General features: G+C 64.8%; 27 protein-coding genes. 10 read left to right on the forward strand and 17 right to left on the reverse strand.

What is annotated here, in order from left to right; translation table 11 throughout:
* Window positions 1-81: 81 nt before the first annotated feature.
* The 3 genes from LFT47_RS10350 to LFT47_RS10360 form a co-directional block, all read right to left on the reverse strand.
* Entirely contained in the window at window positions 82-1,170 is a 1,089-nt protein-coding gene (locus LFT47_RS10350) for a DNA polymerase IV (RefSeq protein ID WP_236818048.1), read from the reverse strand.
* The gene (locus tag LFT47_RS10355) at window positions 1,167-1,793 is read right to left on the reverse strand and encodes a dihydrofolate reductase family protein (RefSeq protein WP_236818050.1); all 627 of its coding nucleotides are present in this window, start codon (window positions 1,791-1,793) and stop codon (window positions 1,167-1,169) included. Before LFT47_RS10355 ends, LFT47_RS10350 begins: the two co-directional genes overlap by 4 nt.
* Window positions 1,794-1,949: 156 nt before the next feature.
* On the reverse strand, window positions 1,950-2,366 hold the full coding sequence (locus LFT47_RS10360) for a hypothetical protein (protein WP_236818057.1): 417 nt from the start codon (window positions 2,364-2,366) through the stop codon (window positions 1,950-1,952).
* Between the two features lie 253 nt (window positions 2,367-2,619).
* Between LFT47_RS10360 and LFT47_RS10365 the strand changes: the two genes are divergently transcribed.
* Complete coding sequence (locus tag LFT47_RS10365) at window positions 2,620-3,273, forward strand: dihydrofolate reductase family protein (RefSeq protein WP_236818059.1); 654 nt, start codon at window positions 2,620-2,622, stop codon at window positions 3,271-3,273.
* A 16-nt stretch (window positions 3,274-3,289) separates the two neighbouring features.
* On the opposite strand, the gene LFT47_RS10370 is transcribed toward LFT47_RS10365, so the two are convergent.
* The gene (locus LFT47_RS10370; protein ID WP_236818061.1) at window positions 3,290-3,643 is read right to left on the reverse strand and encodes a hypothetical protein; all 354 of its coding nucleotides are present in this window, start codon (window positions 3,641-3,643) and stop codon (window positions 3,290-3,292) included.
* 543 nt (window positions 3,644-4,186) lie between these two features.
* Between LFT47_RS10370 and trxA the strand changes: the two genes are divergently transcribed.
* From trxA to LFT47_RS10385, 3 genes are all read left to right on the forward strand, one after another.
* On the forward strand, window positions 4,187-4,513 hold the full coding sequence (trxA, locus tag LFT47_RS10375) for a thioredoxin (protein WP_236818063.1): 327 nt from the start codon (window positions 4,187-4,189) through the stop codon (window positions 4,511-4,513).
* Window positions 4,514-4,579: 66 nt separating this feature from the next.
* Entirely contained in the window at window positions 4,580-4,969 is a 390-nt protein-coding gene (locus tag LFT47_RS10380; protein ID WP_236818516.1) for a heavy metal-responsive transcriptional regulator, read from the forward strand.
* Between the two features lie 69 nt (window positions 4,970-5,038).
* The gene (locus LFT47_RS10385) at window positions 5,039-5,428 is read left to right on the forward strand and encodes a carboxypeptidase-like regulatory domain-containing protein (RefSeq protein ID WP_236818065.1); all 390 of its coding nucleotides are present in this window, start codon (window positions 5,039-5,041) and stop codon (window positions 5,426-5,428) included.
* A gap of 5 nt (window positions 5,429-5,433) precedes the next feature.
* On the opposite strand, the gene arfB is transcribed toward LFT47_RS10385, so the two are convergent.
* The 3 genes from arfB to LFT47_RS10400 form a co-directional block, all read right to left on the reverse strand.
* Entirely contained in the window at window positions 5,434-5,856 is a 423-nt protein-coding gene (arfB, locus tag LFT47_RS10390) for an alternative ribosome rescue aminoacyl-tRNA hydrolase ArfB (protein ID WP_236818067.1), read from the reverse strand.
* 50 nt (window positions 5,857-5,906) lie between these two features.
* Complete coding sequence (locus tag LFT47_RS10395; protein ID WP_236818069.1) at window positions 5,907-6,491, reverse strand: HhH-GPD-type base excision DNA repair protein; 585 nt, start codon at window positions 6,489-6,491, stop codon at window positions 5,907-5,909.
* Window positions 6,492-6,563: 72 nt separating this feature from the next.
* Window positions 6,564-6,836, reverse strand: a complete 273-nt coding sequence (locus LFT47_RS10400; RefSeq protein WP_236818076.1) for a hypothetical protein — start codon at window positions 6,834-6,836, stop codon at window positions 6,564-6,566.
* Window positions 6,837-7,172: 336 nt separating this feature from the next.
* Here LFT47_RS10400 and LFT47_RS10405 point away from each other — a divergent pair, with 336 nt between their 5' ends.
* Genes LFT47_RS10405 through LFT47_RS10415 form a run of 3 tightly spaced genes read left to right on the forward strand, consistent with a single transcriptional unit; the run spans window position 7,173 to window position 9,777 of the window.
* Window positions 7,173-8,045, forward strand: coding sequence for an NAD-dependent epimerase/dehydratase family protein (locus LFT47_RS10405; RefSeq protein WP_236818078.1), 873 nt, complete (start codon window positions 7,173-7,175; stop codon window positions 8,043-8,045).
* Window positions 8,046-8,053: 8 nt separating this feature from the next.
* Complete coding sequence (locus LFT47_RS10410) at window positions 8,054-9,085, forward strand: aldo/keto reductase (RefSeq protein ID WP_236818085.1); 1,032 nt, start codon at window positions 8,054-8,056, stop codon at window positions 9,083-9,085.
* Between the two features lie 47 nt (window positions 9,086-9,132).
* Entirely contained in the window at window positions 9,133-9,777 is a 645-nt protein-coding gene (locus tag LFT47_RS10415) for a hypothetical protein (RefSeq protein WP_236818086.1), read from the forward strand.
* Between the two features lie 34 nt (window positions 9,778-9,811).
* On the opposite strand, the gene LFT47_RS10420 is transcribed toward LFT47_RS10415, so the two are convergent.
* Window positions 9,812-10,702 carry a transglycosylase domain-containing protein gene (locus tag LFT47_RS10420; RefSeq protein WP_236818088.1) on the reverse strand — a complete coding sequence of 297 codons (891 nt, stop codon included), beginning with the start codon at window positions 10,700-10,702 and terminating at the stop codon, window positions 9,812-9,814.
* A gap of 330 nt (window positions 10,703-11,032) precedes the next feature.
* Here LFT47_RS10420 and LFT47_RS10425 point away from each other — a divergent pair, with 330 nt between their 5' ends.
* The 3 genes from LFT47_RS10425 to LFT47_RS10435 all read left to right on the forward strand — a co-directional run bounded on the left by LFT47_RS10425 (window position 11,033) and on the right by LFT47_RS10435 (window position 14,740).
* Window positions 11,033-11,932 (forward strand): diacylglycerol/lipid kinase family protein, encoded by a 900-nt coding sequence (locus LFT47_RS10425; protein ID WP_236818095.1) that lies wholly within the window; start codon window positions 11,033-11,035, stop codon window positions 11,930-11,932.
* A 165-nt stretch (window positions 11,933-12,097) separates the two neighbouring features.
* Window positions 12,098-14,365, forward strand: a complete 2,268-nt coding sequence (gene glgX, locus LFT47_RS10430; RefSeq protein ID WP_236818097.1) for a glycogen debranching protein GlgX — start codon at window positions 12,098-12,100, stop codon at window positions 14,363-14,365.
* Window positions 14,366-14,473: 108 nt separating this feature from the next.
* Complete coding sequence (locus tag LFT47_RS10435) at window positions 14,474-14,740, forward strand: GlsB/YeaQ/YmgE family stress response membrane protein (protein ID WP_236818099.1); 267 nt, start codon at window positions 14,474-14,476, stop codon at window positions 14,738-14,740.
* A 34-nt stretch (window positions 14,741-14,774) separates the two neighbouring features.
* Here the strand turns inward: LFT47_RS10435 and LFT47_RS10440 are convergent, their stop codons facing one another.
* The 9 genes from LFT47_RS10440 to LFT47_RS10480 are packed head-to-tail and all read right to left on the reverse strand — an operon-like array spanning window position 14,775 to window position 24,873.
* Window positions 14,775-15,875, reverse strand: a complete 1,101-nt coding sequence (locus LFT47_RS10440; RefSeq protein ID WP_236818101.1) for an ABC transporter permease — start codon at window positions 15,873-15,875, stop codon at window positions 14,775-14,777.
* Window positions 15,875-16,984 carry an ABC transporter permease gene (locus tag LFT47_RS10445; RefSeq protein WP_236818103.1) on the reverse strand — a complete coding sequence of 370 codons (1,110 nt, stop codon included), beginning with the start codon at window positions 16,982-16,984 and terminating at the stop codon, window positions 15,875-15,877. Before LFT47_RS10445 ends, LFT47_RS10440 begins: the two co-directional genes overlap by 1 nt.
* Window positions 16,981-17,919, reverse strand: coding sequence for an ABC transporter ATP-binding protein (locus LFT47_RS10450; protein WP_236818105.1), 939 nt, complete (start codon window positions 17,917-17,919; stop codon window positions 16,981-16,983). Before LFT47_RS10450 ends, LFT47_RS10445 begins: the two co-directional genes overlap by 4 nt.
* The gene (locus LFT47_RS10455; protein WP_236818106.1) at window positions 17,912-19,186 is read right to left on the reverse strand and encodes a vWA domain-containing protein; all 1,275 of its coding nucleotides are present in this window, start codon (window positions 19,184-19,186) and stop codon (window positions 17,912-17,914) included. Before LFT47_RS10455 ends, LFT47_RS10450 begins: the two co-directional genes overlap by 8 nt.
* Complete coding sequence (locus LFT47_RS10460; RefSeq protein WP_236818108.1) at window positions 19,179-20,099, reverse strand: AAA family ATPase; 921 nt, start codon at window positions 20,097-20,099, stop codon at window positions 19,179-19,181. Before LFT47_RS10460 ends, LFT47_RS10455 begins: the two co-directional genes overlap by 8 nt.
* Window positions 20,100-20,120: 21 nt before the next feature.
* Window positions 20,121-21,062: an XdhC family protein gene (locus tag LFT47_RS10465; RefSeq protein WP_236818110.1), complete on the reverse strand. Its 942-nt coding sequence runs from the start codon at window positions 21,060-21,062 to the stop codon at window positions 20,121-20,123.
* A 1-nt stretch (window position 21,063) separates the two neighbouring features.
* Complete coding sequence (locus LFT47_RS10470; RefSeq protein WP_236818117.1) at window positions 21,064-23,457, reverse strand: aerobic carbon-monoxide dehydrogenase large subunit; 2,394 nt, start codon at window positions 23,455-23,457, stop codon at window positions 21,064-21,066.
* The gene (locus tag LFT47_RS10475; protein WP_236818119.1) at window positions 23,454-23,990 is read right to left on the reverse strand and encodes a (2Fe-2S)-binding protein; all 537 of its coding nucleotides are present in this window, start codon (window positions 23,988-23,990) and stop codon (window positions 23,454-23,456) included. Before LFT47_RS10475 ends, LFT47_RS10470 begins: the two co-directional genes overlap by 4 nt.
* A gap of 4 nt (window positions 23,991-23,994) precedes the next feature.
* Window positions 23,995-24,873 carry an FAD binding domain-containing protein gene (locus LFT47_RS10480; protein WP_236818121.1) on the reverse strand — a complete coding sequence of 293 codons (879 nt, stop codon included), beginning with the start codon at window positions 24,871-24,873 and terminating at the stop codon, window positions 23,995-23,997.
* Window positions 24,874-25,042: the final 169 nt, after the last annotated feature.

Below are 25,042 nucleotides of genomic sequence, written 5' to 3' on the forward strand. Positions count from 1 at the left end.
CCGGGTCTAGACACTAAGCAAAGCCTGACCGGGTCACGCTCGTTGGTAGGTGCGCACCGCTTAGGGAAGTGAACGACGGCCTCACCAGCCGCCGCGCGTGGGCGTATGTCCCTTTCGGGCATCGTCCGGCATTGCCATTTCGGCACGCAGGCCCAGAAGTCGGATCGGGCGGCCCGCCTCGATTCCGGCCACGAGCTCCAAGGCCCGCGCGAGGATTTCGCTCCGATCAAAGGTCTCTGGAATCTTCTTCCCCTGGGTCGTAGTCAAGAACGGCGCGTACCGGACCTTCAGGGTCAGCCCAACGACGGGCCTGCCCTCGGCCACAACATCCTCGAGGACATGCGCTGCCAGTTCCCGTACAGCGTCCTCCACCTGGGCCGGATCGCTGAGGTCCTGCTGGAAGGTGGTCTCGCGGCTATGCCCGCGGGCAACCCAGGGGGTGTCGTCCACTACGCTGGTGCCGTCGCCTCGTCCGAGCTGCGCGTACCAAGGACCCATTTTGGGGCCGAATTCAGGGACCAGGGCCTGGGGGTCGGACGCAGCGAGCTCGGCGACTGTGTTGATGCCGAGTTTGGCCAGCCGGGCCGACACCCTGCTTCCGACACCCCACAGCTCCTTGGTGGGCAGGTTGCCCATGACATCGAGCCAATTCCCGGCGGTGAGCCGGAAGACGCCGGCCGGCTTTCCGAACCCGGTGGCGACCTTGGCCCGGACCAGGGTGTCGCCAATGCCGACGCTGCAATGCAACTGCGTTCGCGCCAGGACGGCGGCCTGCACCTGCCGGGCGTAGGCTTCCGGATCCTGCGTCTCAACCCCTACAAAGGCTTCATCCCAACCCAGCACCTGCACCGTGGCGCCAGGCTGCGCGCGCAGGGTAGCCATCACCGTTTCGGACGCCATGAGGTAGGCCTCCTGATCGACGGGCAGGATCACGGCGTCGGGCACTTTCCGCGCCGCAATCCGTAAGGGCATTCCGGAACCCACGCCGAACGCCCGGGCTTCGTATGACGCGGTCGACACCACAGCCCGTTCCGTGGGGTCGCCGCGACCTCCGACAATGATCGGTTTGCCCGCAAGCTCCGGCCGCCGGAGCACTTCGACCGCTGCGATGAACTGGTCGAGATCAACGTGCAGCACCCACGGGTTTCCGCCCACACCACCGGTTGTCATGTCTGCGCGCGCTCCGCCTCGATGTCGACGCCCGTGACCAGGTCGCCCGCGCGCTCGTAGACGAGCCAAACCGCGCCCTTCGGGAAGGCCCGGGGCTGCTGGGTGACCGCGAAGGCGGCTGGAATCGTACCGTCCCGGAAGATCCGCTTGCCCGTGCCGAAGGTCACCGGGTACAGCCAGAGATTCAACCGGTCGACGAGATCCGCGGTGAGGAGGGTCTGAAGGAGGTCGCCGCTGCCGATGACGTGCGTCTCGTCATGGCGTTCGCGGATCCCACGGACCTCGGATGCGACATCCGTCAGCACCGTTGTCCCGGTCCAAAGGGGGTCGGTCAGTGTGTGTGATGCGACATATTTCGGCACGGTGTTGAAGCGGGTCGCGATCGGGTCATCGGCCGGTGCGGTTGGCCAGAACCCGGCGAAGATGTCGTACGTCTTCCGGCCGAGGAGAAGTGCGTCGAGGCGTTCGATGCCCGCGCCGATCGCCTCGCCGGACTCTTTGTCGAAGTATGGTGCCTGCCAGCCGCCGAACTCGAAGCCGCCCTCGCGATCTTCGTCTGGTCCGCCGGGCGCCTGGTAGACACCGTCAAGGGTGCTGAACAAGTCGACCACGATGATTCCCATGGTGCGCTCCCTTTCATGAGGGCGGGCAGGACATCGCGGAATCGACATCCACACGGCCCATTTTTCGGCGAGCGCGACGGGAAGGCAAGAGCCTGTAGGGAAGTCACGAATTCAATGGATTGACTCGTGCTTGTCCTTTGAGTGGGAAATCGTTGCTCAGTCCAGCTCATCGAACAAGCGCGACAAGCAGTCCGTGTAGTTGGTCATGGTGTCCGCGAAAGTGAGAAGTTGGACTCCGCTCTTGGTGACGGCCCCTGCCCTTCCCGTGTCTGTTTCGTTGGCATGGCAGAGTAGTGGTTCGCAACTGGTTCCGTTCGCGGTGAGTCTTGCGATTCCCCAAGGATGGCTGGGTTCGGTCACTGCGATGCCCGCTGCGTCGAAAGTGTCGCGGAGGACGTATCTCGTGACTGTCCTCCATGACTGCAGAAACTGTGGCTGCAGCTGTTCAATGAGTTCGTCGTCGTTGCTGTCGTAAGCGCGCCTCAAGTCAGTGGATAGCTTGTCCCACTCCTGGGCGTCGCGGACCATGAGGTGTCCGGCCCGGAGACGGGCAATGGTTTCGTTCAACGTCATGGTCAGTCCCCAAACTTTCTGTCGTGTATGTTCCCGCCGGCGTAAGCAGGTCATCAACGGAGAGAACGGACGGGAACCCGGCATGATTCCCGCATGCGCTCAGCTGATTGGAAGCGCCCATCCGAATTTGCTCGTGCCGCCGCCCCTTGAACGTCTGATCGCTCCAGGGCTAGCATTGCCGCCACGGGACCCTGGTGTCCTTGGCCGCGGGGCCCAGCGGACACTGACATCGATCAAATTCGAGGAGACGCCCATGGGCGGGACAGCGGCGCAGGCGGCATCAGCAGACCTGATGATCGACCTGATCATATCTTTGGACGGGTATGCCTCCGCCGTAGGATGGCCCGGCTGGTGGGGCCTGGAAGGGCCGGAATACCTGGCGTGGCTCGATCAGGAGGGGCAGAAGGGCTACACCTTCCTTCTCGGGGCGAGAACCTACCGGCTGATGTCCAGGATGTCGGAGGAGGCAGCGGCCCAAGGCTCGGGATTCTCCGAGGATGAGGGCGCCACCCTGACCGGCCTTGCTGCCGTGCCGAAGGTCGTCTTTTCGTCCACGCTGCAGGCACCCTTGACGTGGCCGAACTCGGAGCTGGTCACGGGGGACGCGGTCCAGGCCGTGGCGGAGATGAAGCGGACCAGGACCGGGCCGTTGAGCACTCTCGGGAGCCTGAGCCTGTGCCGGTCGTTGCTGACCGCAGGACTCGTGGATAGATTCCGGGTGGTCGTTTTCCCGGTGATCACGGGCAGCACCGGGCGGGAGCGGATCTACGACGGCTATCCGGACGTCTCGCTTGAGATGGTGGAGAACAGGACCTTCGACGGTCGACTCCAGCTGCTCGAGTACATCCCCACGGTGCTCAGCGGTCCGCCGGGGACCGGTCGGGTGCCCGGTGACGTCCGGAGGTGACACCACCGGGTCAGGCTCAACTTCCCGAATCGTCAGCGACCGGCGGGTGCAGTGCGGCGTGCCTGGCCCGCGCCGCCGGCTCAATGGAGTCCACAGCATAGGGTTTGGTGGCCGAGCGCTGCAGCGGAAGACGCAATCGCACCTGATAGGCGCCGCTCCGGAACTTGGCGCGGGGATCCATCTGGATAACCAGGAGTGGCTCCTGGCGGGAGGCGTCCACCCGCAGCAACATTCCGTGCCGAAGACCATCGACGAGCAGCGGGGTGGCCGGCTCTACCGCGGTCTGCTTGAGCAGATGCTGATATTTCGGCCCAGCCGCGAGAAACAGGACTCCATGGGAGAAGCCGACGACTCGCAAAGGGATGACCATGTCAGGCTGCCGAGCGGGCCTGGGTTGCTTTTCGTGTTCCCCGGTTAAGGGTTCCGTGACCGTCTTCAACGAGCGATCGCATTCCTGGCACCTGGCCCGCGTGCCGACGTCGGCCAAGAGGGTCACAAGCAGCCCTCGCGGGGCGCTCCTCCATTTGTCGGCCACAACGGGGCACCACGCCGGGTGGTACTCCTTGCCGTTCTTCATTACATAGACCTGATCCTCGCCGAGGAGGGGCTTGCCCTCCCGCCGGGCGGCAGGCTCGACAGGTTTGAGAGGGCCGAGGCCTTTGGCGTTCGCGCTGCCTGCGTCGCCGCCCTTGAGGTACGTGCGGATCCATGGAGTGAGTGGTCGTTTCGGGCTAGGAATTGCGGGGCCTTCCTGTGCGGAGGGAGTGTTCCTTCCCTCGGTTCCCCCTACCTAGCTTGATGGCTTATCCCGCAAGTCGCTAGTCCGGCCCCAGTGCCCATCACAAGAATCTGCCCCTTGACATTTCCCTTAGGGGAGAGTGCGAGGGTGGAAGACATTCAAGGAGGTGAAGGCATGTCAAGAACCAAAGAAGTCACTGACGCGTCCTTCGACGCCGAAGTGCTGAAGTCGGCCAAACCCGTCGTCGTGGAATTCTGGGCGGTTTGGTCGGGACCCTGCACCAGGCTTACGCCTGTCCTTGAACAGCTCGCGGTCGAATACGCTGACAAAATCGACGTTGTCAAAGTCAATGTCGATGAGAATCCCGAAACCGCGGGTGCCTTCGGGATCAGCTCTGTTCCGTCGGTGTTCTTGTTCAAGGACGGCGAACGAAGAATCTCCGTGATCGGCGTCGGGGCGAAGCGGTACTTCGAGATGGAATTCGCTGAATACTTGCGCTAGTCCTGCTTCACCCCATGGGCGCCTTCCCCTACAGTGGGAGGTCAATGGGGGATGACGGGGTGCATGGTGCGAATCGGTGAAGCCGCCCAAGCGGCGGGTATGACGAGCAAGGCCTTGAGGTTCTACGAAGAGCATGGGCTGTTGCCGGCTGCGAAACGGTCTGCCAACGGATATCGCGATTACACAAGCGAAACCATCAACAGGCTCGACTTCATTCGCCGCGGTCGCGCCGCGGGACTGGCCTTGTCACAGATCCGCGAAATCCTGCTTCTCCGGGATGCGGGCCGCGCCCCTTGCACCCATGTGCGCGACCTCTTGGCCGGTCAGTTGGCCGACCTCGACGCACAGATCGCCGAACTCGTCGCGCTGCGCGCCACCGTGGCCGATTTCCACGCCGTCGCCGCTGCTGCGGACCCGGATGCGTGCGACGCCGAACGGATCTGCAGCTACCTCTGACCCACCTATGATTGTCCCAAGGGCACGGATCGATCCCATTCATCCGGCTCCCTGATTCGACACACATTGGTGAGTGAAGTGAAGCGATTCCTCGTGACCCTGCTGGCCGCGGCCCTGTGGTTGTGCGGATGCGCCGGTCCGGGAGATCCGGACGCGGGGCATACCGGTGTTGTCACCGGCGTTGTCCTGACCGCACCGGTATGTCCCGTCGAACGTGTCGGTCAGGAGTGTCCGCCGCGCCCCGTCCCAGGCGCCGCGGTTGTCGCCTTGGCGGGGGACGCTGCCCGGGGCTCGACACGGACCGACGGCACCGGTGCCTTCCATCTCACGCTGCCTGACGGTCGTTACGTGATCAAGGCGAGCAACATCGGCGGTTACCTTTCAATGGCGACCCAGCCGGTGGTCATCTCGGAGATCCCCGTTCATGTCACGCTGGTTGTGGACAGCGGGATTCGCTAAGCGAGCTACTCGGCGGACGGTCGTTTCCGTTGTTGTTTCGTCGCCGCCCGGTGTTCCTTTGCGACCCGGTGCCGGCGCTTCGAGCTCCGGGTGGGTTTGCTCGCCCGTCGGGCAGCCGCTTCGGGAGCAAGACCCTCCGCCACGAGGCGCGAGAGCTTGGCCAGTGCGATTTCGCGATTCCGCAACTGGGACCGCTGCTCGGAGGCGGCCACTGTGATCACCCCGGCGATGAGACGGGGTCCAAGACGCGTGACCAACAGCAGCCGTTGGTCATCGGAAAGCGCTACCGAGTCGGCGACATTCCATGACAGTTCGACGCGGCTGTCCGAGGTGTTGACGTGTTGACCGCCAGGCCCTGACGAGCGGGAGAACCGCCAGCCGAGTTCCGACGTCGGAATCGTGAGCGCAGGTGACACTTCGAGATCCATGCTGCAAGCGTTTCACGATATCGGCGGGAACAAAGCCCGCCGCGTGCGTCTCAGCTCCCGGAAGCCTTCGCCGCTTTGATCGCGGCTTTGGCAGCCTGCTTGTTGGCGCGAACTTTTCTCAGCGACTCCGGATCCACGATGTCGGCGACAGAAAGAAAAGCGCTCTCCTGGCCGTATGCGCCGGCAGCCTCGCGCCAACCTTGCGCCTGGAGTCCGCGCTGCTTCCCGAGCAGTGCCAGGAAGATTTTTGCCTTCTGCTCTCCGAAGCCGGGCAATTCCTTCAACCTGCGGAGCACCTCCTTGCCATCTGGGTTGTCCTGGGTCCAGATGGCCGTTGCGTCTCCATTCCAATCGTGCTGAACGGTCGCGGCGAGATCCTGGACGCGGCCGGCCATCGAGCCGGGGAAACGGTGGACGGACGGACGCTCCTTGAAGACCTCAACGAAGCCTGCAGGGTCATATTCAGCGATTGCGGCAGGGGACATGGATCCGATCCGCGTCCGGATCTTTTCGGGTCCGGCAAACGCAGACTCCATGGTCACCTGTTGGTCTAGCAGCATCCCGATGAGAAGTGCGAACGCGTCATCGCTGAGCAGTTGGTCGGCGGCGGGGTCGCCCGTAATGTGCAGTTCCATGCGCCCATCCTCCCACCTGCTTTGATTCGCGTCATGGTGGCCGACTCGGCACTCTGATTCCGTCTTCGTCTGTCAGCTCCCCGGCAACTCGCGCCGTTCGAGTGTCTGCCCATAGGGTACGTCCCGGCTGATTGCGACGGTGTACCTGGTGAATCCGTGCTGCGTCACGAGGATCCCGTGACGGTGCTCCCTGACGGCGTGTTCGCGGGCGATTTCGACGGCGGTGTTCAGGTCGTTCTCGATGGTGTCAGGGTCGTGGGCGGTGATTTCCAGGACGACGTCCGAGTGGCGTTTGATCATCGTGGGCTCTTTCTCGGTGGGAAGTACCGGGCTCTCAGCGGTCACGGGCTTCCGGGCCGGGCGCGCCCGGGGAGGCGGAAGGCGGTGGTTCGAGAGGGGCTGCCCGGCATTCTGTGATGGGGCGGTTGCTGGCCGTAGAATCCGGCGGGCTTGATCGGCGGAAGGATTTTCCTGCGGATCTGTAGCCAGTGTGGATGATCGGCGGCTCGGGCACAAGTTGAAATGCCGAAAAAAGTTGGCCGTGTCGGCGAATTGCATTCGCGGAGGTCATCCCGCGGGAGCGGGTGTCTGGCTGTCCTAGGACCGGGAGGGCCACGCGCCGGAGCAGGTTTGTGCCCTAGTGTCGATTTGAGACCGCCGAGCTATTTCGAAGGAGTACCGATGAGAATTGCAGTGACGGGTGGAAGCGGAAAGCTGGGCCGGCATGTCGTGCGCCGGCTCAGCGGGGACGGCCACCAGGTGTTGAACCTGGACCGTGCGGGCGAGCGAAGCCCGGGTCTGGCGATCGTCGACCTGCGTGACTATGGCCAGGTGCTGGATGTGTTCCTGGGCCTGGACGACCGGCACAGTGGCTTCGACGCCGTCGTGCATCTGGGGGCCATTCCAGCCCCCGGCATCGTCCCGGATGTGGCGACGTTCGAGAACAACATGCTTTCGACGTACAACGTGTTTCAGGCGGCCCGCCGGGCCGGCATCAAGAAGGTTGTCTACGCCTCAAGTGAGACGGTGCTGGGACTGCCGTTCGACGTCGACCCTCCGTACATCCCGGTGGATGAGGAATACCCGGCGCGGCCGGAAAGCACCTATTCGCTCGTGAAGCATTTGGAAGAGCAGATGGCCATCGAGTTGACGCGCTGGGACCCCGAGCTGAGCATCGTGGGGCTGCGGTTCTCCAACGTCATGGACGCGGAAGACTACGAACGGTTTCCGTCCTTCGACTCCGACGCCAGGCTGCGCAAGTGGAACCTTTGGGGTTACATCGATGGCCGCGACGGGGCACAGGCTGTGGCCCGGGCCCTTGAAAACGGCAAGCCGGGGTTCGAAGCATTCATCATCGCGAACGCGGACACGGTCATGAGCCGGTCCAGTGCCAGCCTGGCCGCAGAGGTATTCCCCGATGTGAAGGTGACCAAGGACCTGGAAGAGCACGAGACCATGCTCTCCATCGATAAGGCCAGGCGACTCCTGGGCTTCGAGCCTGAACACACTTGGCGCACCTACCATTCGAACCGCACCACCCCCGTCGAGGATTGAGGAACAGCATGCAATACCGCACTTTGGGCAACAGCGGCGCAGTGGTTTCGAACTACGCGCTCGGAACGATGACATTCGGTGCCGAAGCTACCGAGGAAACGTCCCACGCCATCCTGGACAGCTACGTCGCCGCCGGCGGCAACTTCATTGACACCGCCGATGTTTACAGCGCCGGTGCATCGGAAGAGATCATCGGCCGTTGGCTGGCCGAACGGCCCGATGCGCGGGACCGCGTGGTGCTGGCCACCAAGGGCCGCTTCCCTATGGGGACGGCGCCGAACGACGTCGGCACCTCCCGACGCCACCTCACGCGGGCGTTGGACGACTCGCTCCGCCGCCTGGGCGTGGAGCAGATCGACCTCTACCAAATGCACGCGTGGGACCCCATCACACCGTTGGAGGAGACGCTGCGCTTCCTGCACGACTCCGTCAGCAGCGGCAAGATCGCCTACTACGGTTTTTCCAACTTTCTGGGGTGGCAATTGACCAAGGCCGTCCACGTCGCCAAGGCCTTTGGATGGAGCGCACCGGTGACCTTGCAGCCGCAGTACAGCCTGCTGGTGCGTGAGATCGAATCGGAGATCGTTCCGGCATCCCTGGATGCTGGAATCGGGCTGCTGCCGTGGTCTCCCTTGGGCGGGGGTTGGCTCTCCGGCAAGTACAAGCGCAATGTGCCGCCAACCGGCGCGACCCGCCTTGGTGAAAACCCGGAACGCGGCATGGAAGCCTGGCAGGCCCGCAACGACGACCCCCGCACCTGGGACGTCATCGGGACAGTGGAAAAGATTGCAGCGGACCACGGCGTCAGCGCCTCCCAGGTTGCACTGGCCTGGCTGACGGACCGGCCCGCCGTGACCTCCGTGATCCTCGGCGCCCGCACAACGGATCAGCTGGCGGACAACCTGGCCGCGGCAGACCTGGAACTCAGCCCCGAGGAAACCGGCCGGCTCACCGAGGCCAGCCAACCGCGCGTCGGCGTCTATCCGTACGGTCCGATGGCGCAGAACCAGCGCAGCCGGAAGATCGAGGGCGGAAGATAGTTAGAGGTCCATTGCCCGCGGGGCAGGACAGGCGTTGAATGTGGCTTATGGTCGACTGGGTCCTGATCTCCAACCTCGGCACCGCTCTCGGTACGACCGTTCTCGCCGTCGCGACGTTCATTTCCACGCGCTCGGCCAACCGGTCGGCGCGGCTGGCCGAGCGTGCCCTGCTGAATGGATTGCGCCCCATCCTGCTGCCTTCCAATTGGTCTGACGCCCCGCAGAAGGTGCGCTTCATGGAAGGCAAATGGATGGTGGTGCGCGGTGGCCATGCCGCTCTCGAGATCAGCGACGACGCTGTGTATCTGTTGATGTCTGTGCGCAACGCCGGTGCGGGAGTGGCGATCCTGCACGGCTGGCACCTTCCCCCGGACTCCAGGGCACCGTTGTCGCCAGTTGAGGAGTTCCACCGGCTCACCCGGGACATCTACGTGCCTGCCAACGACGCCGGATTCTGCCAGGTCGCCATCCGGGACCCGGAGTCGGCCGACTTCCGCAACGCAACCGCCGGAGCGGCCGGCGAAGGGTTCGCCGTCGACGTGCTCTACGGAGACGCTGAAGGCTCGCAGCGCGTTGTCTCCCGCTTCTTCATCACCTCTGGACCCGCGGGCGCGGGGCACGACGACGACGTCGACTGGCTGCTGATGGTCTCGCGCCACTGGAACCTGGACTTGCCGGCACCGCGCGGCTGAGTCCGGTTACGGCGCCAGACTTGTTCCGGCGGTCCTAGCCGGCCTCGCTTTGGATGCGGTCCTTGACGCTTTGGGGCATGGTGGAGCAGGCGTCGTTATCGGTGCGCTGGCCGGCATGGCTGTCGGCGGTGTCTGTGATGCCGATTGTCGCGACGGCCCCCTGCCATCCGCCCAGGCCAGCGAGCTGCCGGGGTACCCAGACGTTGGCGGCTCCATTCACAAGGTTCCACACGGCGGGGTCGACGCCCGTGCCGAGGTAGATGCCCCCGCTGGGGTCTCTCTTGACCAGATCCGGTAGTGGGAGGACGCCCATGAGCTGCGCCGACTGGTAATCGGTCATGTTCCACGGCGGTGTTCCGAAGTAGTACCAGCTGGCGGCGCAAACGCCGTAGAGGTGGGGTCCGAACTGGGCATAGTTCAGATAGAGCTCCAAGGTGCGCTGAGGGCTCAACGTGTAGCTGAACTGGGTTGCGAGGACAGCTTCAATGCCCTTGCGCACGGCGTTTTGGTCGTCCCAGAGGAAAATGTTCTTGACCAGCTGCTGGGGGATCGTGGAACCGCTGGGGTCGGGCTTTCCCTGGAAGTACGCCTGTGCCCTTGCCTGGAGGTCGCCGACGTCGAAGGCCCCGCTGCGTGTGCCGAGCTGTTCGTCTTCATGGGCGATGGTCGCGGCCAGCAAGTGCCGGCTCATGTGGTTGATCGAGACGAACTGATAGACGTTGGGCTCACCCGCCTCCAGCATGTAAGCGGTACGTGTCGGGGTCACGCCCATACTGAACATGAAGGCAATAATTTGGACCAGGACAAGCGGGGCGATCAGCGCCAGGAGGAGCTTGCGCCGCCACTTCCGTTTGGACCGCTTGGCCTTCTTGGCGCCTTTAGGAACTGGGGGCTGGGCCTGATCCGGCTCCGTTACAGACTGCACCCAGTTTTGCGCAGCCCTCTCCGGCTCGGAAGGGACAGGCACCGGGTAGCTGATGACTTTTGCACGCGCCGGTTCTGGGTGCCCCGCTGAAGGGCGGCGCCCAGGCTGCGGACGCCGAGGAGAGGTCGGTGGTGTTGGGGTGTCCATCGGTCTGCCTTCGCTTCTCGTCCCGCGCGGTTACCCCGGGAGGGGTAGAGGATGGCACGAAAGTCTACCGGGCCTTGCTGGTTGATCCCTTCAGCCAAGTAGTCCGGTCCCCGTCCCTTAGGGTGCGGGGGAAGATTGTAAGTACACTTACCGAAGTCATCACGAGCAAATATCGGAGCGGCAATGACTTCTGCACGGACCTTTGAATCGATCGTCATCATTTTCAATCCCAACAGCACCGGGGATGCACGCAGACTGGCTGAGGGTCTCCACGGCGAGCTGGAGGGTCTTCTTAGCTACCCGGTGGACATCAGGCTGCAGCCGACCGCCCATGCCGGTCATGCAGTGGAGCTCGCGCGGGACGCTGTGAGCGGCGGCGGGGACGTGTTGGTGGTTTCCGTCAGCGGCGACGGGGGCTACAACGAAGTTGTCAACGGTGTGATGCAAGGCGGCAATCCCAGGGCGGTGTGCGCGGTGCTGGGTGCGGGCAATGCCAATGACCACCGGCGGAGTACCGGCACCCAGCCGCTCGGGGAAGCAATCGCCGGGGGCAAGGTGCGGAGCATCGACTTGCTGCGCGTCCACACGGGCGAGGGATCGGACTCGCCCGGGGAGTACGCGCACTCCTACGTCGGTTTCGGGCTGACGCCGGTGGTGGCCATGGACTTGGAAAAGGGCGGCAAGGGGGCCCTGAAGGAAATGGTCTCGGTGGTGCGGACCTTTTCGAAGTTTGAGCCCTTCGAAATACGCCAGGCCGACGGCGCGCGCCGCAGCCTTGACAGCCTCGTGCTCGCCAATATTCCGGAGATGGCGAAGTACGCCACGCTTAGCGACGCGGACGACAAGCTTGCTGACGGAAAGTTCGAAGTGATCGTCTTTGCCCACATGCCAAAGTGGAAGGTCCTCTTGACCGCGCTGCGGGCAGCTACGAAGGGCCTGGGGGAGCAGCCCAGCGTGAGCAGCTACTCGTTCACCACCCTCAAGCCCCTGACTTACCAGATTGACGGTGAAGTGAAATCCGTTGACGCGAACATGCCGGTCAGGATCGAGTGCGTTCCGGCGGCCCTCTCCACCCTGGGATAACAAAGCCCGCCCTGTGAATGAATCTCATGGCGGAGTGATCCGGGATATAGTAAGCACCCTTAGTACTTGCCGGAATTTGCTGTTCAGCAGAACCGGGGACAAAAGTACCCTGCCGACGCATGACCCTGCCGGACAAAATGGTTGGACAACATAATAGGAGCACGAATGGAAATCTGGCCCGGATCGGCGTACCCCCTTGGCGCCACCTTCGATGGAACCGGAACCAACTTCGCCTTGTTCAGTGAGAGGGCTGAGAAAGTCGAGCTTTGCTTGTTTCAGGATGACGGCTCCGAAACCAAAGTCGATGTCGTGGAAGTCGATGGTTATGTTTGGCACTGTTACCTGCCGCACGTCCAGCCCGGACAGAAGTATGGCTACCGCGTGCACGGTCCGTATGACCCTGCCAACGGGCAGCGCTTCAATCCCAACAAGCTCCTCCTGGACCCTTACGCCAAGGCCATCCACCGGCAGATCGACTGGGATCCGGCGCTTTTCTCGTACAACATGGGGGATCCGGACTCCCGCAATGACAAGGATTCCGCGCCGCACATGATGATGGGCGTGGTCATCAACCCGTTCTTCGATTGGGACGGGGACCACCTTCCGCGGATCCCGTACCACCGTTCCGTGATTTACGAGGCGCACGTCAAGGGCCTGACCCAGCTCCACCCCGAGGTTCCGGAGGAGCAGCGCGGCACCTATGCCGGGGTCGCCCACCCGTCGGTCATTTCCCACTTGCAGAAGCTCGGCGTCACGGCCATCGAACTCATGCCCGTCCACCAGTTCGTCAATGACGGCACCCTGCAGGACAAGGGGCTGAACAACTACTGGGGCTACAACACGATCGGGTTCTTTGCCCCGCACAACAGCTACAGCTCCGCTGGGGACGCCGGCCAGCAGGTGCAAGACTTCAAGGCCATGGTCCGGTCCCTCCACCGGGCCGGGATCGAGGTCATTCTCGATGTCGTGTACAACCACACCGCCGAAGGCAACCACCTTGGCCCGACGCTGTCCTTCAAGGGCATCGACAACTCCGCGTACTACCGGCTGATGGAGGGCGACGAGAAGCACTACATGGACTACACGGGCACCGGCAACTCGCTGAACGTGCGCAGCCCGCATTCCTTGCAGTTGCTCATGGATTCCCTGCGGTATTGGGTCACCGAAATGCATGTGGACGGTTTCCGCTTCGACCTCGCGTCCACGCTGGCCCGTGAGTTCTATGACGTGGACAAGCTGTCGACCTTTTTCGAGCTCATCCAGCAGGATCCGGTGGTTTCGCAGGTCAAGCTGATCGCGGAGCCGTGGGACGTCGGCCCGGGCGGCTACCAGGTGGGCAATTTCCCGCCGCAGTGGACGGAATGGAACGGCAAGTACCGGGACACGGTCCGCGATTTCTGGCGTGGCGAGCCTTCCACCCTGGGCGAGTTCGCGTCCCGGTTGACCGGGTCGGCGGATCTTTACGAGCACTCGGGGCGCCGCCCGGTGGCTTCCATCAACTTCGTCACGGCCCACGACGGCTTCACTTTGGCCGATCTGGTGTCCTACAACGAGAAGCACAACGAGGCGAACGGCGAGGGCAACAACGACGGCGAATCCCACAACCGTTCCTGGAACTGCGGCGTCGAGGGGCCCACGGAGGATCCCAAGGTCCTGGGCCTTCGTGCCCGCCAGCAGCGGAACTTCATCGCCTCCATGCTTCTGTCCCAGGGTGTCCCGATGCTGCTGCACGGTGACGAGCTGGGCCGGACGCAGCGGGGCAACAACAACGGCTACTGCCAGGACTCCGAGCTGACCTGGATCAACTGGGATAGCGTGGACCAGCCGCTCGTGGAGTTCACGGCCGCGGTCAGCGCTTTGCGCGCCAAGCACCCCACCTTCCGCCGCAGCCGTTTCTTCGACGGACGCCCGGTGCTGCGCGGCGAAGGCGAGAGGCTTCCGGACATCGAATGGCTGGATCCGGATGGAAGCACCATGCAGCCCGAGGACTGGGACAACGGCTTCGGCCGCTCCGTGGGCGTGTTCCTCAACGGCGACGGCATCCAAGGAAAGGACAACCAGGGACGGCGCATCACGGACGTCAACTTCCTGCTCTACTTCAACGCCCACGACGACGAAGTCAAGTTCAGGCTGCCCTCCGACGAATACGCGCCGGCCTGGGACATCCTGATCGACACCGCGGGGGAGAGCGCCGACTCCGAGCCCGTCGAAGCAGACGGCATGATGTCGCTCGCGGCGAAGTCACTCGTAGTGCTTCGTGCGCACAGCGCCCCCGAGGAGGTGCCCGACCACTCGGTGGCCGCGTCGCTCGCAGCGCTGACGCATACGGCGACCGCCGAAACCGCGGCGCTCACGTCACCGACCGTTCCGGAGCCGAAGAAGACGAAGAAACCGGTGTCCCGGCGGCAGGCGAGCAAGCGGGACACTCCGTGAACGGTTGGCGAATTCTCGATCGGGACCTTGCCCGCCAGTAAGCATGCTGATTGACTCAGAGGCGAAGCGCCGGACCGGCGCTGGTCTTCGTTGCAAAGGAGATGCACCATGGGACTTCTCGCTTTTCTTCTGCTCGGCCTGATCGCCGGCGCCATCGCAAAGGCCATTCTTCCTGGAAGGCAAGGCGGCGGCTTGCTGATCACCATGCTTCTGGGAGTTGTCGGGGCGTTTCTCGGCGGCTGGATCGGATCCCTCGCCTTCGGTGGCGGACTGGGAGACTTCTTCGATCTGAGGACCTGGCTGCTCTCCATCCTGGGAGCCGTCATCGTATTGCTGATCTTCGGCGCGCTCAGAGGACGCCGAAGCAGGGTCTAAACGTTGGTGCTTGCGACGCCGTCGATCTCGGCGGCTAGTAAGCGACGAGCCGCCGTCGAAGGGACACGGTCCCCAAAACGAGTCCGACGGCGGCCGTCGCCAGCAGCACGGCCAGGTCCCGGCCGAGGTTTTCGGTCGACTGGTAGAAGATCGCTGCCTCGAGCGCGTCCACTCCGTAAAAGGTTGGTGTGAAGTGCGCTATGGCCTGGATCCAATCCGGCAAGAACGCCGCAACACTGATTCCTCCGCTGAGGAAAAACAGGTAGATCGACAGATTGATGCCAGCCCCGGCAACGGCTGAGAAGCGCCGCAGCGCACCTCCCAAAGCCGTCCCGAGCCCAGCGGCCGCCAGCGCGATCAGTCCGATCGCGGCCAGCGCCGGCAACCAATACCAGCCGGCAGGCCGGAGGACCCCAAAGGCGTACGACAAGACCAGGACCACTGCAGCCACGAGCATGGTTGTTACCCAGCACGCCAGGATCTTGCCGGCGATCAGCGACCCGCGGCCGATCGGGGAGAGCAACAGCGCTTTGATGGTAAGTTCTTCGAACTCGCGGGCGGCTGCCAACCCGCCGTTGACGATCCCCATGATCGTGAGCAGGAGCACGAGAATAGGCACGAGCTGAAACTGGACCAGGTCGACGTCGTGGGGCCTCAGGTCCGATTCGGCGACGCCGACCATAATCGGTGTGTCCGGCTGTCCGACATAAAAGTTGGTGATGGCCGCTGGCACTGAACGGCGCAAATCGTTGGTGAAGTCGAGATTCAGGTTGTTGATCTGCACGCTGACGGGGTCGGGCCGCCGCGCCCGGTAGTCGTCGTCGAACGTGGCGGGTACGGTTATGACCGCCGCGACTTGGAGCGCGTCCAGGAGGTGGGTGGCTTCAACAGGGTCGGCCCGTTGGATGCGGAAGGCGTCCGAGCCCTCAAGGATCGAGACGAGTCGCTGCGCCTGCGGCCCGCTGTCCTCAACCACCAGGGCGACCGGGTTCCGGCCGACCGCCCCCGCCACCACGAAAATGATCAGCAGGAACGCGACGGGCGGCAACAAGCTGGCCAGAATCGCCGACGGTGTCCGGAACCAGGTCAGGATGTCTTTCGCCGCAATGGCGAGCACGGCACGTCCGGCGGCCATCAGTGCCTCGCGCCCCGCCGGCCGAACACGGATGCTGCGCACCCGATGGCCGCCACGCTGAAGGCTGCGAGCACGATGGCGTCCACAGTCAGGCCTTGCGGAGCCGTCTGGTAGCCGTGGAAGGCGTGCTGGAAGGCGGCGATCGCATAGGTGAGGGGCGATATCGCGGCGATCCCCCCGGGGATGGTGCCCAGCCAGTTCGCCGGTCCGAACGGTCCGCTCAAGAAAAACAGAGGAAGAACGGCCGCGATGGACAGGGGGATTGCCTGCTGCCTCCGACGGACCAGAATCCCGACGAGGACGCCGAGGGCGAGGAACGCGGCCAGAATCACGAGCCCGAAGCCCAACACTTCGAGTGGATAGACCGGATGGACCCCGATAAAGAGGACCACGACGGCGAGTAGCAGCAGCGCGGACGCCACCGCGAGGACTGCGGCCCCCAATACTTTGCCCACTCCGATGGTCAAACGGCCCACAGGCGCCAGTGCGAGTTCCTTGATGGTCCCGAGTTCGTAGTCCCGCGCGGTATTGACGCTGCCCTGCAGTTGGGACGCGAGCATCAGGCCGGCAACCATGATGCTCACGGCGAGGTACGGAATGTACCCGGTGTCCTGGGCCTGCACGTCGGATTCGCGGGCTGTCACCACCACCTGGTCGGGGAAGGCGTTGGCGTAGAAGGACGTGATGGACAGGGGCACCGCCCTACGGATGTCGTTGGTGAAGTCGACGTTGAGGTTGTTGACTTCCACCGGAATCTCGATTCGCGCTCGGGCGGCAAGGGCGGCGTCGAACTCTTGTGGCACGGTGACGACGGCGACAATGCTGCCGGAGCGGATCTCCCGTTCTGCATCAGCCGGGGTCGCGGTGTGGATGATGAACGAATGTGCGCCGTCCATGGCCTGGACGAAACGTTCGGCCAACGGTCCGTGGTCCTTCATCACGACGGCGATCGGTGCCTGGCCGCCGCTGAGCGCGAAGAGCAGGAACAGAAGCAAAAAGTTGATCGGGATGAGGACGCCGATGATGGCGAACAACGGCTCCCGGAGGGTGAGGCGGATGTCCGTCGCCGCCACGGCGCGGACCACACGCAGGTCATGGCGGAGGCTCATTCCCGGAGTTCCTTGCCCGTCAAGCTCAGGAAGACCTCGTCGAGGCTCGGTTCCCGGCTCTGGATCTCCTCCAGGCTCGTGGATCCGACGACGGCGGTGACGACCTTGCCGGTGACGTCGGCACCGCCCTCCACACTGACCTTCAGTGAGCCGTCGGAAGCAATTGCCGAGACAACGCCGGGGAGCGCAAGGACCTTTCGAATGATGTCCTCCCCGGGGGCCGGATGGGTGCGCATTTCAAGCATGGTGTCACCAAAGCTGCGCCGCAGCTTGGATGGCGAATCGAGTGCCACCAGCCGTCCGCGGTCGATGATGGCCAAACGATCGCACAAGGCGTTGGCTTCCTCAAGGTAGTTGCTGGTGATGAGTACGGTGGTGCCGTGATCCTTGAGTTCGAGGATCCGGTCCCAGAGGGCATGCCTGCTTTGCACGTCGACACCGAGGGTCGGTTCGTCGAAGTAGAGCAGTTCGGGTTCGTGGAGGAGCGCCCGGACCAGGGCCAGGCGTCGTTTCATGCCGCCGGAGAAGGTGGAAACGCGGCTCTTCCGGCGCTCCTCAAGCTGCGCTAGCTCGAGCAGCGAGGTGATCCGTTTGTCGAGGCCCTGCCGGGGAACGTCGAAGAGATCGGCATGAAACCGGAGGTTGGCTTCTGCTGTGAGCTCTTCGTAAAGTGCGTTCTCCTGCGGTACCGTCCCGAGCGAGCGACGGATTCCGCGCGGATCCTTCAGCAGGTCGATGCCCAGGACCCTGACCGCGCCGGAGCTTGGGCGGCTGAGGCCGCTGATCATGTCGATGGTGGTCGTCTTGCCTGAGCCGTTGGGGCCGAGAAGGCCGAAAATCTCCCCGCGCTCCACCTGCAGGCTGAGATCGTCGACGGCGGTCAGGGAGCCGAATCGCTTGGTCACGCCTATGAGCTCAATGGCCGTTTCAGTCATGCCTTTCCTCCCCTGCTGTCGGTTGCACTGCCTGCTTCTTTGTCGGGCGTGGCCGCTGGGCGCGAATGGCGGCTGTGGCTTCCGTCAAAGCGGCGTAGCTGTGCCCACTGACGAAGGCGTCGCAGTAGGGCAGCGCTGCGGCCATTCCGCCCGCCAACGGTTGGTAGTCCGTGCCGGCCTTCCTCGGATTGACCCAGATGATCCGGTAAGCAAGCCGCCGTAGCCGCGCCATCTGGGAGTCCACGAGTTCCGGGGCATCCTGTGCCCAACCGTCGGAGAGCACCACAATGACCGCACCCCGGGCCAGCCCGCGGCGTCCATAGCCATCGATGAAGCGCCGGAGGCTCTCCGCCAGACGCGTGCCACCCGCCCAGTCGGGGGCGGCCGCGGCTCCCAGGGCCAAGGCTTTGTCTGCGTTCCGGTTCGAAAGCTGCCGGGTCAGCCTGGTCAGCCGGGTGGAAAACACGAACGCCTCGGCCTGTGCGCCGGCCACCGCGCCCTGCAGCAGGGAAAGAAAGACTTGTGAGTACGGTTCCATGGAGCCGGATACATCGCATAGGAACACGAGGCGGCGCGGACGCGGACGACGGCGGGAATAGACCAAGGAGCTTGCGTCGCCACCGGTGCGCAGAGCCGCGCGGATGGTGCGCCGGAGGTCGAGCCGTGCGCCACTATGCGCCCCTTGGCGTGTCCGGCGGCTTCGGCGCTCCGGGGTAGCCAGCACGATGCGCCGCACCAGCTGGCGCACCTGTGCAGCTTCTTCGGGTGTCAGCTCGGCAAAGGACTTCCCATGCAGGTGCTCGTCAGGGGAGGCCATGGCCAGGATTGCCTCGAACTCCGGTGCATTGGATTCGTGGTTCTCTACCCCGGGAGTGGAGACGGGTGCCCGCGACGCCGGGACGCGACCGTCGGCCTGGGCCACGCGTCGTTCGCTTGGAGCGGTCCGGGTGTGCTCGGCCGCGCCGATTGCCGGCGGACTATTGGTATCGCCGCGGGTGTCAGCCGGATCGAGCATCCCGTCGAATGCGGCCGAAAAGACGGCGTCGAATACCGGTAGTTGTTCGTGTGAGGAGACGAGCGCCACCCGGCACGTCCAGTACAGCGGCTCACGGGCAGTAGGGGGAACGATCCTGAGCGCCCGGGCAAGCCAGGCAGCGCGGTCAGGGGAACCCGGCAACCCTGCACGGCGCAGCGCCGTGCTGAACCCCACCGCCAAAGCCGCAGCGTCCACGCCGGCCAAGCCATCCCTGAGTACAGGCTCAGTCATGGCCGCCGGCCACCCATGCCGGTCCGCGGGCCCAGGCGATGTCCAGATCGTCGCGATTCTTCAGGACCGAACCCCAGGTCTGTTTCACCGCCGGCGGGTTCAGTCGTTCCACGCCGAGCACCGTCAGGGCGGACACCCAGTCGATCGCCTCCGCGATACCCGGGGGTTTGGCCATGTCCAGGGACCGCAGCCTCGTGATGGCCGCCGCGGCATCCAGGACGAGCGGCTCGGCGCTCCCGGGCACCCTGCGGCGGACGATCGCGGCGATGCGCTCCGGCCGGGGGTAGTCAATCCAGTGGTACAGGCAGCGCCGGGTCAACGCGTCGTGCAGGTCCCGGGTCCGGTTGGAGGTGAGGACGACGACGGGCGGGTGCGTCGCGCGAATGGTGCCCAGCTCGGGAATCGTCACCGCGGCCTCAGCCAACAGCTCAAAAGTGAAGGCCTCGAACTCAGCGTCGGCCCGGTCGATCTCGTCCAGCAGCAGGACGGCCGGACGCGGGCCGGGATGCTCGATCGCCTTCAGCAGCGGGCGGCGAAGCAGGTACTGTTCCCCGAAAAGGTCGGACTCGTCCACGCGGACGTCCCGGACTTCAGCCAAGCGGATGCCCAGAAGTTGGCGTTGATGGTTCCACTCGTACAGGGCCTCGCCCACGTCGATGCCCTCATAGCACTGCAAGCGATACAAGGGCGTGTCGAGCACCTTGGCCAGCGCCTTTGCAGCCTCGGTCTTCCCGACGCCGGCCTCACCCTCAAGCAGGATGGGTTGCGGCAAGCGGATAGCCAGGAACAACGCGGTCGCCAGTCCGACGTCGGCAAGGTAGTCGCCGTCGTCGAGTGCGGTCATGAGCGCGGAAACGTCCGGGACAAGACGCCGGACATCGTCTTCCGCACCCGCCCGCACCGGCCCGGTCATCGTTCACGTCCCAGCCGGGGCTCACGACGCGGTGGCATAGCGTTCCGGTTCGGCGAGGAACGCCCTCCTGCATCCAGGGGAACAGAAGTAGTATGTCGTTCCGGCGTACTCGGCGTGCAGCGTAGACTCAACAGCCGCGACGCTCATGCCGCAGACGGGGTCCACGGCGCTCGCCGGCTCGGTGCTCGGGGGCGCCGGATCCGCCGTCGTGGTGTCTGCCGTCGTGGTGTCTGCAGCCCCGCCAGGGTGGCGCACGGACACAAGCTCGGCCAGGATCGACAGTGCGATCTCGGCAGGCGTCCGGCCGCCCAGCAGCAGTCCGGCCGGGCTGTGCACCCGTGCACGCTGGCCGTCGTCGACGTCGAGCGAGGCCAGGACGGCGGCGCCGCGCGTGCGGCTGGCGACGAGGGCGACGTATGGCACCCCTAGCCGGAGCGCCGCCTCCAACGCGGGCTCCTCGTCCCGGCCCTGGGAAGCGACAATCAGGGCGGCGTCGTCGGCACGCGGTTCCGCGGCGGCTCCGTCGCTGAGTTCCATGTCCAGGTCGAGGATGGCACCCAAGGCGCCCAACGCCTGTGCCACGGGGGTCGCGCCGACCACCACCACCCGGGGAGCAGGCATGTGCGGCTCAAGGAAGATCTCCACCGCGCCGCCGCTGAGGCAGGGGTTTGCGACCTCGACGGCGCCCTCCTCGCGGGTGCGGGACGGCTCGCCGGCGACGACGCGCAGCAGCAGGGGTTCATGCTTGGACAGCGTCTGCAGGCCGTATTCGCGCACGGAGGCCTCGACGCAGGTGCCGCCAAGGAACCCGTCGATGTCCCCGTTGGCCAGCACCAGGGCGGTGTCCCCGGCGTGGGCGCTGGTGGGGTGCTGCGCGCGAACTACCGTGGCACGCACAAACGGTTCCCGGCGCTCCACAAGTTCCTGTGCCCTCGCCGCCAGGGCTTCTCCATGCAGGGGCATGTCACACCGGTGGCCTGGCCCGGCCCTGCATGGCCTCCCACACCCGGGCCGGCGTGCACGGCATATCCATGTGCGTCACTCCATATGGCGTCAACGCATCCACGATGGCGTTGACGATGGCCGGCGGGGACCCGACCGTGGCGGATTCGCCGATGCCTTTGGCTCCGATGGGGTGGTGCGGCGACGGCGTGACGGTAAACCCGGTCTCCCAGTCCGGGACTTCCATTGCCGTGGGGATGAGGTAGTCCATGAAGGATCCGCTGAGGCAGTTGCCGTCCTCGTCGAACGCGATGATTTCCATGAGGGCCATCCCGACGCCGTCGGTCAGCCCGCCGTGGACCTGGCCTTCGATGATCATCGGGTTGATCCGGGTCCCGCAGTCGTCCACCGCGATGAAGCGCCGGACCTTGACGTGGCCGGTCCCGGCGTCGACGTCCACCACGCAGATGTAGGCGCCGAACGGGAACGTCAGGTTGGGAGGGTCATAGGTCACCTCCGCGTCCAGGTTGCCGTCGATGCCCTCCGGGAGAGCCACGGTGCCGTGGGCGCCGAAGGCGATCTCCGCGATCGTCTTGCCGGCACTTGGATCGCCCTTGACGAACCAGCGGCCCTTTTCCCACTCGAGGTCCTCGGGCCGGGTCTCAAGCATGGCGGCCGCAATGAACTTCGCCTTTTCCCGGACCTTCCGCGCCACTAGCGCCACTGCGCCGCCGCTGACCGGCGTCGAGCGGCTCCCATAGGTGCCCAGGCCGAAAGGCGTTTGGTCGGTGTCGCCGTGCACGACGTCGATGCTCTCCGGCGGGATGCCGAGCTCCTCGGCCACGATCTGGGCGAACGTGGTCTCGTGGCCCTGGCCCTGGCTCTGCACCGAAATCCTGACGACGGCCTTGCCCGTGGGATGGACGCGGAGTTCGGCGCCGTCGGCCATGCCGAGCCCAACGATGTCGAAGTGCTTGCGCGGCCCGGCGCCGACGGTCTCGGTGAAGAAGGAGACGCCGATGCCCATCAGCTCGCCGCGCTCCCGCTTTTCGAGCTGTTCGCGTCGGAGGTCCTCGTACCCGGCCATTTGCATGGACAGTCGCATGGCGGGCTCGTAGTTGCCGGAGTCGTAGACCCAGCCGGTCTTGTTGGCGTACGGGAATTGTTCCGGCTTGATGAAGTTCTTCAGCCGCAGCTCTGCTGGATCCATCTCCAGTTTCTTGGCCAGGATGTCCACCATGCGCTCCACCAGGTAGACCGCCTCCGTCACGCGGAACGAACAGGCGTAGGCCACGCCTCCGGGGGCCTTGTTGGTGTAGACACCCGTGACCTTGCAGTAAGCCGCCTTCAGGTCATAGCTCCCGGTGAAGATGGAGAAGAATCCAGCCGGGTTCTTGGTGGGTTGCGCAGTGGCATTGAAGGCGCCGTGGTCTGCCAGCACGTTGGTCCGGACCGCCAGGATCTTGCCTTCCTTGGTGGCCGCGATCTCGCCCTGCATGATGTAGTCGCGGGCGAACGACGTCGACATCAGGTTCTCCGAGCGGTCCTCCACCCACTTCACCGGCTTGCCGGTGACAATCGAGCCGACGACGGCCAAGACGTAACCGGGATAGATGCCCACCTTGTTGCCGAAACCTCCGCCGATATCGGGGGAGACGATCCGGATCTTGTGTTCCGGGATGCCGGCGACGATCGCATACAGTGTCCGGTGGGCGTGCGGGGCCTGGGTTGTTTCGTAGAGGGTCAGCCTGCCGTCGATCGAATCGAAGTCCGCGACGGCGCCGCAGGTTTCCATGGGTGCCGGGTGGACGCGCGGATATACGACCTCCTGGGCGACGACGACGTCCGCGGCGGCGAACACCGCCTCGGTTTCAGCGGCGTCGCCGATCTCCCAATCGAAGATCCGGTTGTCCGTCCGGCCCTCGACATCGTCCCGGATGACCGGCGCGCCGGGGTCGAGGGCGTGGCGGGCATCAATCACCGGCGGCAACATGTCGTATTCGACGTCGATCAGCTCCAGCGCGTCGCGCGCGGCGTAGCGGTCCTCGGCGACGACGAAAGCGACCTCCTGGCCCTGGAATCGGACCTTGTCTGTGACCAGGACCGCCTGGACGTCCGCCGACAGGGTGGGCGCCCACGCGAGGTTGAGCGCCTGCAGGTCTTTGCCCGTGATGACCGCGCGGACCCCGGGATGCGCCAACGCCTCGCTGATGTCTAGCGAAACGAGCCGGGCATGCGCAACGGGGGCGCGCAGGATGGCTCCGTGCAGCATGCCGGGCAGCACGATGTCGTCGAGGTAATGGCCCTTGCCGCGGACGAACCGCGGGTCCTCTTTGCGCTGGAGGCGGCCGAATCCGATCGGGCGGCCCGGGTCTCCGGCCGCCGGGTTGGGTGCATGCTCCTGGATGGTGGTCACGCCGTCACCTCTTCTTCGATGGTCCCTTCGGAGCCACCGCCTTCCGTCCCAGTGTCCGTCCCAGTGTCCCGACCGGGCGGGTGGGCGGCGGCCCACAGCACCGAGCGGACGATCGTCGCGTAACCGGTGCACCGGCAAATCTGGCCGGAAATGGCTTGGCGGATCTCGGCGTCGTCCGGATGCGGGTTGCGGTCCAGAAGGGCCCTGGCCGTGAGCATCATGCCCGGAGTGCAGAATCCGCATTGCAGGCCGTGTTCCTCCATGAACCCCTGCTGCACCGGATCGAGCGTACCGTCGACGGCCAGCCCCTCGACGGTCCGGATGTCGTGTCCATCGGCCATGGCTGCCAGCACGGTGCACGATTTCACCGGCTGGCCGTCCATCAACACGACGCAGGTTCCGCAGTTGCTCGTGTCGCATCCCCAGTGTGTGCCGGTCAATCCAAGGTTTTCGCGGATGAAGTGGACCAGCAACACGCGGGGTTCGGTCTCCCGGGTCACCTTGTCCCCGTTGACCGTCATGCTGATCTGCATTGCTTCAGCCTTCCTGTGCACCTGCGGCGCGCGCACACGCACGCCGCAGGACCCTGCGGGTGAGTTCGTCGGCCAGATGCCGTTTATAGTCGACCGGTCCACGCTGGTCGTCCACCGGGTGGCAGGCGGCGGCTGCGATGCGGGCCGCCTCGACAAACAGGTCTTCATGCGGCCGTTGTCCGCGAAGCACGGCTTCGGCCTCGGGGACAGTGCCGTCCAGCCCGACCGCCGTGAGCCCGATGGCGGCCTCTTCCACAGTCCCGTCTTCGGAGAGCCCGACGGCGGCCCCGGCCGCGACGATCGCCCAGTCACCCACCCGGCGTTCCACCTTTTCATAGGCGCTGCCCGAGCGCGGGCGGATCGTGAAGCGGACTTCGTACAACAGTTCGTTCTGCGCCACCGCGGTTTCGTAGGGGCCGCGGTGGAAGTCCGACATGGCGACGATCCGCTCGCCGTCGGGCCCGCGGATCACGGCCTGGGCGCGCAGGACATCGCACACACTAGAAAGGTCTTCGGCCGGATCGGCTTGGCAGAGCGAGCCGCCGATCGTGCCGCGGTTGCGGACCACAGGGTCCGCGATCACCTGCTCAGCGTCACGGATTATCGGAAAGAGTTCAGCGACGTCGGTGGACTCGAGGAGCGCTGTGTGGCGGGTTAGGGCACCCACACGCAACTGCTCACCTTCCCGGCGGATGAATTCCAGTTCCGTCAGGTCGTTGATGTCGATCAGCCATTCCGGCCGCGCCAGGCGCAGCTTCATCATCGGCAGCAAGCTGTGTCCGCCTGCGATGATGCGCGACTCGGGACCGTGGCGTTCGAGGAGGGCCAGCGCGTTTGCGACGTCGCTCGCGCGCTCGTAATCAAATGGAGCCGGAATCTGCATTGTCCACCCCTTTGGGGGCCAGACGTCCTGCACCTCGTAGGACGCGGACCTATGATCAGTCTTGCCCGCGTCATTGTGAGTGTCAACATGGTCAAGGGGGCAAGCTCACGGCCATTTTGGCTTGCAAAAGAATTTCCCGAAGCAGTGTCCTTTTCGGGCCGTCCCGCTC

It is taken from the genome of Arthrobacter sp. FW306-2-2C-D06B (genome assembly GCF_021789175.1).
In the GTDB taxonomy this organism is placed as follows: Bacteria; Actinomycetota; Actinomycetes; order Actinomycetales; family Micrococcaceae; genus Arthrobacter.

Excerpts from the sequence above, each read along its gene's own strand:
- LFT47_RS10350 (WP_236818048.1), bottom strand. The coding sequence starts at position 1,170 with ATGACAACCGGTGGTGTGGGCGGAAACCCGTGGGTGCTGCACGTTGAT.
- LFT47_RS10355 (WP_236818050.1), bottom strand. The coding sequence starts at position 1,793 with ATGGGAATCATCGTGGTCGACTTGTTCAGCACCCTTGACGGTGTCTAC.
- LFT47_RS10360 (WP_236818057.1), bottom strand. The coding sequence starts at position 2,366 with ATGACGTTGAACGAAACCATTGCCCGTCTCCGGGCCGGACACCTCATG.
- LFT47_RS10365 (WP_236818059.1), top strand. The coding sequence starts at position 2,620 with ATGGGCGGGACAGCGGCGCAGGCGGCATCAGCAGACCTGATGATCGAC.
- LFT47_RS10370 (WP_236818061.1), bottom strand. The coding sequence starts at position 3,643 with ATGGTCATCCCTTTGCGAGTCGTCGGCTTCTCCCATGGAGTCCTGTTT.
- trxA (WP_236818063.1), top strand. The coding sequence starts at position 4,187 with ATGTCAAGAACCAAAGAAGTCACTGACGCGTCCTTCGACGCCGAAGTG.
- arfB (WP_236818067.1), bottom strand. The coding sequence starts at position 5,856 with ATGGATCTCGAAGTGTCACCTGCGCTCACGATTCCGACGTCGGAACTC.
- LFT47_RS10395 (WP_236818069.1), bottom strand. The coding sequence starts at position 6,491 with ATGGAACTGCACATTACGGGCGACCCCGCCGCCGACCAACTGCTCAGC.
- LFT47_RS10405 (WP_236818078.1), top strand. The coding sequence starts at position 7,173 with ATGAGAATTGCAGTGACGGGTGGAAGCGGAAAGCTGGGCCGGCATGTC.
- LFT47_RS10410 (WP_236818085.1), top strand. The coding sequence starts at position 8,054 with ATGCAATACCGCACTTTGGGCAACAGCGGCGCAGTGGTTTCGAACTAC.
- LFT47_RS10415 (WP_236818086.1), top strand. The coding sequence starts at position 9,133 with ATGGTCGACTGGGTCCTGATCTCCAACCTCGGCACCGCTCTCGGTACG.
- LFT47_RS10425 (WP_236818095.1), top strand. The coding sequence starts at position 11,033 with ATGACTTCTGCACGGACCTTTGAATCGATCGTCATCATTTTCAATCCC.
- glgX (WP_236818097.1), top strand. The coding sequence starts at position 12,098 with ATGGAAATCTGGCCCGGATCGGCGTACCCCCTTGGCGCCACCTTCGAT.
- LFT47_RS10435 (WP_236818099.1), top strand. The coding sequence starts at position 14,474 with ATGGGACTTCTCGCTTTTCTTCTGCTCGGCCTGATCGCCGGCGCCATC.
- LFT47_RS10440 (WP_236818101.1), bottom strand. The coding sequence starts at position 15,875 with ATGGCCGCCGGACGTGCCGTGCTCGCCATTGCGGCGAAAGACATCCTG.
- LFT47_RS10445 (WP_236818103.1), bottom strand. The coding sequence starts at position 16,984 with ATGAGCCTCCGCCATGACCTGCGTGTGGTCCGCGCCGTGGCGGCGACG.
- LFT47_RS10450 (WP_236818105.1), bottom strand. The coding sequence starts at position 17,919 with ATGACTGAAACGGCCATTGAGCTCATAGGCGTGACCAAGCGATTCGGC.
- LFT47_RS10455 (WP_236818106.1), bottom strand. The coding sequence starts at position 19,186 with ATGACTGAGCCTGTACTCAGGGATGGCTTGGCCGGCGTGGACGCTGCG.
- LFT47_RS10460 (WP_236818108.1), bottom strand. The coding sequence starts at position 20,099 with ATGACCGGGCCGGTGCGGGCGGGTGCGGAAGACGATGTCCGGCGTCTT.
- LFT47_RS10465 (WP_236818110.1), bottom strand. The coding sequence starts at position 21,062 with ATGCCCCTGCATGGAGAAGCCCTGGCGGCGAGGGCACAGGAACTTGTG.
- LFT47_RS10475 (WP_236818119.1), bottom strand. The coding sequence starts at position 23,990 with ATGCAGATCAGCATGACGGTCAACGGGGACAAGGTGACCCGGGAGACC.
- LFT47_RS10480 (WP_236818121.1), bottom strand. The coding sequence starts at position 24,873 with ATGCAGATTCCGGCTCCATTTGATTACGAGCGCGCGAGCGACGTCGCA.